This window comes from Mucilaginibacter sp., from assembly GCF_036383575.1.
Classification (GTDB): domain Bacteria; phylum Bacteroidota; class Bacteroidia; order Sphingobacteriales; family Sphingobacteriaceae; genus Mucilaginibacter.
Map to the genome: position 1 here is coordinate 1 of NZ_DASVOB010000263.1, position 3,586 is coordinate 3,586.

At 42.5% G+C, this 3,586-nt stretch carries 5 protein-coding genes; 1 reads left to right on the forward strand and 4 read right to left on the reverse strand.

Annotated features, from left to right (window positions below):
* The 4 genes from VF500_RS09370 to VF500_RS09385 form a co-directional block, all read right to left on the reverse strand.
* A partial coding sequence (locus tag VF500_RS09370; protein WP_414688571.1) for an acyl-CoA thioesterase occupies nucleotides 1-154 on the reverse strand: 154 nt, incomplete at its 3' end.
* On the reverse strand, nucleotides 154-1,206 hold the full coding sequence (gene mltG, locus VF500_RS09375; protein ID WP_330859427.1) for an endolytic transglycosylase MltG: 1,053 nt from the start codon (nucleotides 1,204-1,206) through the stop codon (nucleotides 154-156). The genes VF500_RS09370 and mltG, both read right to left, overlap by 1 nt.
* 28 nt (nucleotides 1,207-1,234) lie before the next feature.
* Nucleotides 1,235-1,543, reverse strand: a complete 309-nt coding sequence (locus tag VF500_RS09380; protein ID WP_330859428.1) for a rhodanese-like domain-containing protein — start codon at nucleotides 1,541-1,543, stop codon at nucleotides 1,235-1,237.
* A complete protein-coding gene (locus VF500_RS09385; protein WP_330859429.1) occupies nucleotides 1,521-2,315 on the reverse strand; it encodes a PASTA domain-containing protein in 795 nt (264 codons plus the stop codon). Before VF500_RS09385 ends, VF500_RS09380 begins: the two co-directional genes overlap by 23 nt.
* A gap of 242 nt (nucleotides 2,316-2,557) precedes the next feature.
* Between VF500_RS09385 and VF500_RS09390 the strand changes: the two genes are divergently transcribed.
* Nucleotides 2,558-3,541, forward strand: coding sequence for a D-alanine--D-alanine ligase (locus VF500_RS09390; protein ID WP_330859430.1), 984 nt, complete (start codon nucleotides 2,558-2,560; stop codon nucleotides 3,539-3,541).
* Nucleotides 3,542-3,586: the final 45 nt, after the last annotated feature.

Sequence of the window (3,586 nt, forward strand, 5' to 3'; positions counted from 1 at the left end):
CCGATTCCTCCATGCCTTTATAAGTAAGGCCAAGACTGCGGAGCATTTCTACACGGCCAACTTCATAAAACTCGGCATAATTACCATAGTACATATAGCCCATCTGGTCGGTTTCGCCGTAGCGCACCCGTATCTTGGTGGTGTGCTCAAACATTACCTGCGGATGTTACGCTCGTTAAGGGCTTGCTGAAATTTATGTGCGTTAACCAAATGATCGGACATATTGGTAGCAAAGGCATGATAGCCCGAAAAATCAGCTTTGGCACACATGTAAATGTAATCGCTCTTCTGATAATTCAGTACTGCTTTTACCGCGTTAACCGATGGCATCATGATAGGGCCCGGAGGCAAACCTGTATGCAGGTAAGTGTTGTATGGTGAATTGTATGAAAGGTAACGGGTAAGTACGCGTTTGATAGTAAAATCGTTCAGCGCGAAGATGACGGTAGGGTCGGCTTCAAGCTTCATTCCCTTTTTAAGGCGGTTAAGATATAAACCGGCTACAGCAGGCATTTCATCATCATGCAAAGCTTCGGCATCAACTATCGATGCTAAAACAGAAACTTCCTGTGGATTAAGGTTTATCGCGGCAGCCTGTTGTTTGCGTTCGGGGGTCCAAAATGCTTCATAGTGATCATACATCCGTTTAAAAAACTTTTCGGGTGTAGTATTCCAATACATCTGGTATGAATCGGGCATGATCACTGTATAAACATTATCAGTAGTAAAACCGTATTTACTTACAAAACTTGCCGAGTCAAGTAGCCTGATGATCGCCATTGAATCAGGCTCTATCTTTTTTGAGATGAAGCCGGCAAATTGTTCTTTAAGTCTTAATCCATGAAATTCAACCTTAACAGGCTCCTGTGTGCCTGATGCAAGCATATTGATCAGCTTACGGTTGCCCAAACCATTGTGGAGGCGGTATTTACCCGGTTTTACACGGGTGGTGTAATTCATATCGCGTGCTGCCCATGCAAATGATGCCGTATCTTTTACAATGCCCTCATCCTGGATCGTTTTAAAAACATCGCTGAAAGTTGCACCTGTATGAATGTATAAATACTCCTGTTTATCGGTAACGTTAGGGCCAAAGTACTTAAGATAATAGTTAAACCCTGTGAAGCCTAAAAGCGCTATGATAACGATTACCAGCGCTATAATGAATTTTTTGAATATGCCTGATCCTTGTTTTCCCGCGGTCATGATATTGAATAGATGATATTTGTTGTATTTATTTTAATTTTTGAACAGCTATTAGTCCGCCGCTTAAATTCCTCACATTGCTATAGCCGTGTTCCTCTAATATAGCTCGTGCGGTTTCGCTCCTTAGCCCAACCTTGCAGATAACGATTATCTCATCGGTTTTGTTGTAGCGTAAACTGTTAAGTGTACTCTCCAAATTTGACAGCGGGATATTATCGCCTCCTATATTGTAGGTATGGTATTCAATAACCTCACGCACATCAATCAGGTTAAGATCCTCACCTTGGTTTAAGCGTTCGAGTAGTTCGGTAGCTTTAATTTGCCGGTGGGACTGCATCTGTTTTTGTGCCTTGTGAAACAGTCAGGTTTATACGTGTACCTATACTTGTTTTGCTTAACGAATCGGTTTTCATTGGATATTGCGAAACTACAACCACGTTGGTGGAATCGCTTATTGTACCCTGGTAAGTAATGATACCAACAGTTAGTCCGGCACCTTTGATAGCAAAACGAGCTGCATCCAGATCAAGGTTTACCAGCTCTGGGATTTCCACCTCACTTGCGCCTTCACCATCACCCAAAACAAGATCAATTTTTGACCCTTTCGGGAGCTTGGTACCTGGTTTTATAACCTGGCCGCCAAAACGTACTTCCAGGATCCTGTCTTTGGCAATGTCTGAGCGATAAGTTGTATCACCAACTTTCAATCCATAGTTTGATATAGTTGCAACAGCTTCGCGGTAATTGCTTTGTTCAAGATCGGGCAGACTTACAGGTGGAGCTTGGAGAGTCACCATAGTAAGGTAAATTACACGGTTTTCCTTAACGTTGGTGCCGGGATCAGGATCCTGCTCAACGATGGTGCCGGGAGCCACATCCTGCACGTAAACAGAATCAATTTTATAGCCAAATCCCTGTTCTTTTAAAATATCCATAGCCTTATCAATGGTAAGGCCTTTAAGCTTTGGTACAGGTATGCCCGAACCGTGGCGGGTATAGTAACCAAGACTAAAAAATGCTATTAAAACAACGGCTATCACTGTCACAATAGCCATTAATAAGTTATTCCGGAATGATTTTGATTTTAAGTAAGCCCCAAATTTGCTCATCAGTATATGTAAGGGTAAACCTTTTAATTAAGTATCAAACATAGGAATTATTTTGTTAGCCGTAAAGTTTTAAAGTTGTCCGTAGGTCGGTAAAGTCCGTAAGTCAGATAGTTAGTTTATAGTTTGGTTGTCTTGATTGGGATGTTTAGAAAAAATTATGACCGCATGATCTAATTACTAAATTTGGGGGTCTGCTTCCGGCTTTCGGACTTTACCGACTTTCGGACTTTCTGACCCAAATCATGAAAAATATAGCCCTTTTGGCCGGAGGCTTTACCGGCGAATATGAAGTATCCCTTAACAGTGCAAAAAATATTGCTGCTAACCTTGCAGCTAATAGCAACTATAAAGTTTATACCATCCTGATCACCCGCGACAGGTGGTTTTTTGAAGCCGATGATACTGCCGTTGATGTAGATAAGAACGATTTCACCATCACCCTTAACCAGGAAAAAATAAAATTCGATTTCGCTTTCATTACCATTCACGGTACCCCCGGCGAGGATGGCAAACTGCAGGGATACTTTGATATGCTTGGCATCCCGTATAATACCTGCGATGCTACAACATCAGCCATTACCATGAACAAGGCTTACACCAAAGCGATCGTGAACGGGATCCACGGTTTGCATACCGCACATTCCATGCGTTTATTTGAGCGCGATGTGCATGACGTTGCCACAATAGCAGCTAATTTGAAATTTCCGTTGTTTGTTAAACCTAATAATGGTGGCAGCAGCGTGGGTATGAGCAAAGTTCAAAACATAGCCGGCCTGCCGGAAGCATTGAACAGGGCATTTCAGGAGGATGCCCAGGTGTTAGTAGAAGAATTTATTAAAGGCCGCGAGTTCAGTATTGGTATAGCACGCCTGCACGGTAAAATAAAGGTATTGCCTGCTACAGAAATTATAACCTCAAAAGATTTTTTTGATTACGAGGCGAAATATACTTCTGGTGTAACACAAGAGATAACTCCCGCCAACCTTTCGGCTGAAAAGGTTAAAGAAATTGCTGGCATAGTTACCGAGGTGTATACCCGCCTCAACTGCCGCGGCATGGCCAGGATCGACTTTATTTTGCTTGAAGGCAGCAATGATTTTTATTTTATTGAGATCAACACCACACCAGGCCAGTCTGCCGCCAGTTTGATTCCGCAACAGGTACGTGCAGCGGGTATGGATGTAGGCGAGTTTTACAGCGCCTTGATTGAAGGAGCAGCGCTATAATTTCGGAATTGAGATTTTCGGTTTCGGATTTATTTTAATTTTATT

What these genes read in the sequence shown, in the direction of transcription:
- VF500_RS09390 (WP_330859430.1), top strand. Translation starts at nt 2,558, where the DNA reads ATGAAAAATATAGCCCTTTTGGCCGGAGGCTTTACCGGCGAATATGAA.
- VF500_RS09380 (WP_330859428.1), bottom strand. Translation starts at nt 1,543, where the DNA reads ATGCAGTCCCACCGGCAAATTAAAGCTACCGAACTACTCGAACGCTTA.
- VF500_RS09385 (WP_330859429.1), bottom strand. Translation starts at nt 2,315, where the DNA reads ATGAGCAAATTTGGGGCTTACTTAAAATCAAAATCATTCCGGAATAAC.
- mltG (WP_330859427.1), bottom strand. Translation starts at nt 1,206, where the DNA reads ATGACCGCGGGAAAACAAGGATCAGGCATATTCAAAAAATTCATTATA.